Source organism: Mucilaginibacter sp. (assembly GCF_041663085.1).
Classification (GTDB): domain Bacteria; phylum Bacteroidota; class Bacteroidia; order Sphingobacteriales; family Sphingobacteriaceae; genus Mucilaginibacter.
Genome location: NZ_JBAZRC010000247.1, coordinates 1 through 3,023, shown reverse-complemented (window position 1 = coordinate 3,023; position 3,023 = coordinate 1). Strand labels below are relative to the sequence as shown.

General features: G+C 39.9%; 1 protein-coding gene. It reads right to left on the bottom strand.

Going from position 1 to position 3,023, the window contains the following annotated elements; translation table 11 throughout:
• Positions 1-54: 54 nt before the first annotated feature.
• Positions 55-2,784 carry a T9SS type A sorting domain-containing protein gene (locus WC615_RS23150; protein ID WP_372980391.1) on the bottom strand — a complete coding sequence of 910 codons (2,730 nt, stop codon included), beginning with the start codon at positions 2,782-2,784 and terminating at the stop codon, positions 55-57.
• Positions 2,785-3,023: the final 239 nt, after the last annotated feature.

The window sequence follows — 3,023 nt, the reverse complement described above, 5'->3', positions numbered from 1 at the left end:
CCGGCAGGAATGCCGGTTTTTTTTATGTATTTAATAAGAGTGCTGTAATGCTGGTTAAAGCTTTATGAATTTACCGGTAAGTACTGCTTTTTTACTATTCAGATCTGTTACCTCAATAGTGTAATTTCCTGGTATTAAGTTTGATACATCCTGTTGCCCGGTGCTTGCTGTAAAAACGCTCGATTTCATTAATAGCCCCATCGCATTGAAAATGTTTAACCGTACGGATGACAACTTAATGGTTTGGTCTAAATTGAATTGTATGGTATTAGTTGCCGGGTTAGGAAATACAGCGAATGTACCGTTACCTTTGGCCGGTGTTATGATAACAATGTTTGAATAATATACCATATCGTTTATATCAACCTGTTTTAGGCGATAGTATATTGTTGCGGTATTATTGCTGCTGTATATATCCTTAAAATTGTATGACCCCTGCGAACTTGATTGTATGTTTCTAACGGCCTCAAAGTTTGTTCCGTCGGTGCTTCTTTGCAACTCAAACGAAGTGTAATCGTACTCGTTTACAGTGTTCCATTTAAGCAATACATCGGTACCCGTTTTTTGCCCGTTAAATGATACCAATTCATAGGGTGGCAAAGCTTTTTTCCTGATCACTATTTCAAACCGGGTGCTGCCAAAGGTTAGCGGGTTTGCTTTATCAAGGTTAAATTTATAAGTATTGTTAGCCCTCAGATCAAGCGAATCACTTTTAAAATGATCCATCAGCCATACATCATAAACTTCAGGTATGCCGCTAAGGTCCATTTTTTGGATGCTGTAGAGGCCGCTATAGTTATCATTAACGTTTAAAAATATCGATGTTCTTTTTTTATCAAGTGGTTGTGATGCAATGGCTACGGCATGGGCATCAATCGTCATAGCGCTTAAAAATACACTTTGTCCGCTTCCGGCAATGTCGTCGGCATCTTCCATTTCATCGTATTCGTTTTTGTAAGTATCCAAAAAACGTATGTGGGCAATGTCATAGTTGGCACTGTCCTGAACCATTTTTACACTTAAAATAGGTAACCCGGTGCCTACCGGTTTGCCTAATAACAAATTTGACCCTGTTACTTGTGTAGCGGTTTTTAAACTTTCGGTAAATGCTATAGAACTTGTACTACTGGTTGATTTTACATAAAACCCCTGGCCACTTGCAATATTAACAGTTGATGGTGCAGGCGAAACGCTGTTTGCACCAGGCGTATAAGTATATACAAAACCTGTTGTGCCTGTATATGGCGCCGAATTACCAACACTACCGCCGCCACTTGGCATGCTAATAGTTGATGCGTAAGGGTTACCCACCAAGTTAAAGCCACTGCCTGCGTTTGATAATGTATAGGTAATACCCTGTTGGTTAAGTGTGCCGGTTTGCAAGCCCACAACATTTGATTCTGGTGCTGTATAGTTGGCCCCATTTTTTGAAAGTTTCCCCAGGGTGTTGGTTTTGTTACCCCTAAAGTAAAAATAAAAGCCACTGCCCACGTTTACGCCTGTAGTAATTGAGGGTAATGATATAAACTTTTTGTTGGCTGTATCATATAAAAGCACGGTAGCATTATTTGCAGGCGAAACATCGAACCCACCGCCTAATGCACCGGTTATATATAAATTGGTTTGCAGGCTTGAAAAGTTATAAGTTCCTGAACCGTTTGCAACCGGCGAACTCATTAAGCGCCAGCCACGGTTAGAAAGCTGGCCGCCGGTAAACCAGCGTTGTACAGTATAAGTCCCGGTTAGGCTGGCCGTGCTCGGAAGCGCCCCTAAAGAGCCGGTTCCGCTTGCGTCTGATAAAAATGTAAAAGCCCCGGTATTATTGACGGTGATTTTGTTAGATAGTTGTAAATTCCCGGTTGAAGCAACTGTCGAAGTACCTGCAATATTAACGGTTGCCGAACTAGAAGCTGAACTACTGGCGATTGTTGGCGATGCTCCACTGTTAATGGTCATGCCGAGATTAACGGTAAGTGAGCCTCCTGCAGTTATTGTTAAGGTAGGTACATAGTTTGAACCAAATACTAGCTTGCCAATGGTTTTATTCCCAGTAACGGTTGGCATAGTAGAATTATATCTGTCAACAACACCAATTTGTACAACATCATATTGGCCTGGTGCAACACTTGGAGCATTGCCATTTGCCGTTGAATAGTTCGCTGGATCAGAAAAGTTAGCATTACCATTTGCACCCCCGCGCCAATTAAGTGTTGCCCCTACGTGATAAAGAGGGCCTGTTATAGTATTTGTTGAGTTTTTCTGATAAGAGTACGATGGCCCTATTGCTAAAGCATCTGATTGATTTTTGTTTATAGTAAACTGTATGGATGTTGCAGAAAAGTATGTAACAGTAAAGTCGGCAACGAAAAAATAATTTTTTGTTTCGCCAGCTGCGAAAGTTTCATTTAAGCCTGAAAATTGAACTACATTTGAATAAATATTTGTGGTTCCGCCAGATCCTGTTCCGGAAACCTGGGTAAAACCTGTTGAAGAATAGCTTGTAGTACTAACTGAATTGGCCCGGTATAATTTGCCGTTTGAAAACATGGATTGAGGATTTACGCCACCAACGGTTGTTATTTGGAGTATACTGGCGGTTGCAGCACTTGAATATTTAACAGAGAAGCCAAACAAAACATATCCATTATTCCCTAATGAAATCGGATCAGGACTAAGCCCGCTATTTAAAGCCGCTACCGTTATAGTTTGCCCAATTGTTTTATTACCAAATAGACAGAAAAGTATAAATATTGGGAAAATATATCGTAGTAATCGTGTTTTCAAAGTTTTAGGGCATTAATCAATATAATCGCGTAGGTGCAAAAACTATGCAAACACTAATCAATCAATTACTTAATCGGCTAATTGAGGCAGCCAACGCACACTTACGCTGTAAACATTTCCGCTTACAACTTAAAGGAATGTTTTAAATGGAAAATGAATGATAAATGCGGGTAATTTTTTCTACACATTGTAGATTTATTTTCTCGCTTTAACTATTGATACTTGTATTGAGGAATTGT